The 3,546-nt window shown below is 49.4% G+C and carries 3 protein-coding genes and 2 pseudogenes; all 5 read right to left on the bottom strand.

Annotation, left to right across the window (positions count from 1 at the left end; all coding sequences use genetic code 11):
* Window positions 1–327 (bottom strand): annotated as a pseudogene (locus AC1DWB_RS32270) (IS21 family transposase); the annotation flags it as partial.
* Window positions 328–608: 281 nt separating this feature from the next.
* The gene (locus AC1DWB_RS32265) at window positions 609–848 is read right to left on the bottom strand and encodes a hypothetical protein (RefSeq protein ID WP_477545191.1); all 240 of its coding nucleotides are present in this window, start codon (window positions 846–848) and stop codon (window positions 609–611) included.
* 181 nt (window positions 849–1,029) lie between these two features.
* Window positions 1,030–1,893: an IS21 family transposase gene (gene istA, locus AC1DWB_RS32260; protein ID WP_477545190.1), complete on the bottom strand. Its 864-nt coding sequence runs from the start codon at window positions 1,891–1,893 to the stop codon at window positions 1,030–1,032.
* A gap of 323 nt (window positions 1,894–2,216) precedes the next feature.
* Window positions 2,217–2,720: an S-layer homology domain-containing protein gene (locus AC1DWB_RS32255; protein WP_477545189.1), complete on the bottom strand. Its 504-nt coding sequence runs from the start codon at window positions 2,718–2,720 to the stop codon at window positions 2,217–2,219.
* Window positions 2,717–3,546, bottom strand: a pseudogene (locus AC1DWB_RS32250) (S-layer homology domain-containing protein); the annotation flags it as partial. The gene AC1DWB_RS32255 and the pseudogene AC1DWB_RS32250, both read right to left, overlap by 4 nt.

Below are 3,546 nucleotides of genomic sequence, written 5' to 3'. Positions count from 1 at the left end.
TTTGTAGTGCTCTCTGGCATTGTCGAGCTCACAGACTTGAAACAACTCTGCATTCCACTCGAGGAGCGAAGGAGCAGAAGGAAGCGGCACAAAATAGTTTCGCCTTGCGTAGCCGACCTTGTTCTCCACGTTGCCTTTCTCATGCCCACTGGCCGGGTTACAGAAGGTAACCTCGAATCCGAAATGAGCTTGAAAACGCTGGAATAAATGCGTCAGTCTGACCACCTCACCAACCCGCCTTCCAGCACCTGTTGCGTTGTCTAGCACCAATCGGCGAGGGACGCCCTCCACGTGCTCGAAGTGTCCATGAGACCTTGAGTGAGGCATTCCGCTGTTTCTCCCAAGAAGCACTGTACGAACGCTGCGTTACTTTGTGGGAAAGAGAGTACGAGAAAGCGACATGTCCGCCTTTGTCCGTTTAGGATGACATCGCACTCACCGAAGTCTGCCTGGGCTTCGCCAGGGTGCCACTGCAGCTCTAGAAAGCCATTTTTGCTCATCTTGCGTTCTTGCTTTACGGCCGTTACATAGCGATTGACAGTGGGGTAAGAACAGTCGAACTCAGGATGCTTCTGGACTAGCCGGTCATACACACGTTTGCCGGTATGTCATTGCTTGTAGCGATTCTGTTCGTCTTCTTTTAACCATGCATCAATGGTAGCTTTGTACGGATCCAGCTTTGAGGGCCTTGTCACGACAACCGGCACCTGCGGGGAGAAATCTTCTTTGGCTATATACTTGCGGACGGTTTTCACATCCATCTTTAATTCCTTGGCGATCTGATAAGGTCCCTGCTGCTGCATTTGTAACTCTTTGACTCGGTGGATCTGCTCCATGCTCTTCATCATCCTTTCTCCTCCTTGCATCTCTGCAAGAAGAATTATACGTCAATTGGATGACCGAAAGGGGCTCTGAATCCATCAGAAGAATTTCCAGCTCACACCAGGGATTTTCCGATGATCATACCAGGGAATTCCTGATGATCACACCAGGGATTTTCTATTGATAAAACCATCCCTTTTCATTTGATCATAAACACTTATGCTGAGCGCTCCGCTCGCACCACGGGAGTAGGATATCTCTGTTGAGCTCCTCAAGCGACTGTGCATGAGGGACAGGGACAAGCGCGTTGCGGCGTGAATCGCCGACCAGGCTCTCAACCTGACCTTTTTCATTGCCAGAGCGGACGTTGCAGAACTCGGCTTTAAATACGTAGTGCGCCTGCAGCGCCTGAAACGCTTCCTGCTCCAGACGGTCGCGTCCTTGCAGCACTTTGATCACCGCACTTTTGAGATTATCCAGAAGCACCAGCGCCGGGACGCCGCCCAGGTAGCGGAAGCTGTGTACAAACCCGTCAAGAAACGCTTCTTGTTTTTCATGTAGATAGGCGCGGACAAACCGTTTGCGGCTGTCGGACAGTTGCATGCAGAACAAGTACACGCGTGTGAGCTTACCGCTGAGCATAACGTCGGCCTCTCCCCAGTCGAATTGAACTGCTGTCCCATTTGAAATTCCAGCGGGATATACACGTCTTGCAGTAGCCCCTTGCGCCTGGCGCACGAGGTGGCGAATGTTGGATTCTGAGCCACGGAAGTCGTATTCGTCTACAAGGCGATGAAAGATGCGTACTGCGGTGTGCTGCTGCTTTTTCCACACGCTCTGATCCGCGTTCAGCCACTCATCGATCAGCGGTAGGATCCGCTCGGTTTCACCGCGTGGCTTTCGTTCGCCGTAAATGCGTTTACGTTCAATCGTGGTCGGCAACTTCTCCGCCTGCAGGTGTTTCTTTACCGTGTTACGCGAGATACCAAGCTTCTGTGCGGTTTCCCGCTGGGAGAGCCCTTCACGCTCGATGCAATGTTTGATAAGAAGAAATTGAGCCACTGTGATCATTCCTTTTCTTTCCTCTCAGCTAGTTGTCGACAAATCTAGCATACGAGGTTCGTGAGAGAATTGGTAATTCAGTGGCTCACTTTTATTGTGATCAAACCGCTTCTAAGTGGCTCAATTCTATTTTATCGAATACAATAATTACGCACCAATGCATGGGTGTGTTGAAACTGGCAGTTACTGCCGCCTCAGAGAAGCAAGAAATTGATAGTGTATGGTGTATACATAGGTTGACGTTCATTCAGGCCGCATATTGGAAATTGGAAGGGAATTTTAGGTTTGAAAAAGAGCCGCTCGATGTCTGGGGCGGMTCTTTTCAATATCATTTAATTGATGAAAGCTGCTTTTGTTAAGAAACGTTTCAGCATCGCAGCGGATTGAGCGCGCGTTGCTTGGCCGTCTGTTCCGAGCGTTGTGTCGGTCATGCCGTTCATGAGGCCGGCGTCCAGAGCAGCTGTAACTTCAGCTTTACCCCAAACGATGTTGTTAGTATCTTTCCATACGGACAGCAGCTGGGCTTGTTTCGTAGCATCTACATTAATTTCAACACCTGCAAACTTCAGTGCACGTACTACCATGGCAGCCAACTCTTCGCGAGTGATTTCAGCGTTCGGACGGAACGTGCCGTCTTCATAGCCGTCAACCAGCTTCGCTTGAGCAGCGGCGCCAACGACGTCAGCATACCAATCACCTGATTTTACATCGCTGAAGTAAGTTGCTCCCGATACCGTGTTTAGACCCAAAGAGCGAACAACGAGAGCTGCGAATTCAGCACGAGTAATGTTGCGGTCAGCTTCGAAGGTCGTGTCAGTTACACCGTCAACGATCAATTGTTTGCTAACAGCTCGATGTCTGCTTTACCCCAGTGCGATGCGATATCGCTGAAGGACTTGGAGGATTCAACTACAACATAAACGCTGTTGCCATTACGTTGGAACGTAGCTTCTTTGTCCGTAATCGTAGTCGGTACAAAGCTAAGTGTCTTCGTAGTTGGGTTGTATAAGGCGACAGTCGCTGTGTTGGAAGCAGCTTTCGTCAACGGAAGCTTACGTTTTACATAAGTGCCGAAAGAGTCGACCGCGACTTTCTTACCATCTTTACCTTCAGCCGTAATACTGAAGTCAACTGCAGCGGATAGTGCGCTGGCACCTATAGCAGTTGCCGCATTCGTAACAGCAGTTGCTGCATCTCCAGTAAGCTTCTTGATTTCAACGTTGATCTTCAGAACAGTAACAGCAACACCAAGAGCTTTTGCCAGATCATCGAGCTTCAGAACGGACAGAGGCATAATGTATGTACCATTGTCGCCAACGATAGTGATGGTTGCGTCTGATTTTGCACCTTCCAAGGCAGCTGCTGGGATCGAAACCGTTTCACCTTTCGCATTGATCGTTACGTTGGTGTTGTTCGCCAAAGCGTTCTTTAGTGCGTTAGCATCAACTGTACCGTTCACAGCATCAAGTTTATCACCACTGGCGCTTGGCGGTAAATACACGCCGCCACCGGTATAAATCGGAGGTGCAGACAGACGGGATACAGGGTCTGATACCGCATAAACAACATCGTTAACTGTTGCATTTAATGTAATTGGATTATACGTGGCGTCTGTTACACTAAACGAGAAGTGATAGTAATAATAACCATTGCTATAAGTGC

The organism is Paenibacillus sp. P4_E11 (genome assembly GCF_056401635.1).
Note: the sequence above shows the minus strand (reverse complement) of the source record. Positions and strands in the feature narration are given on the sequence as shown.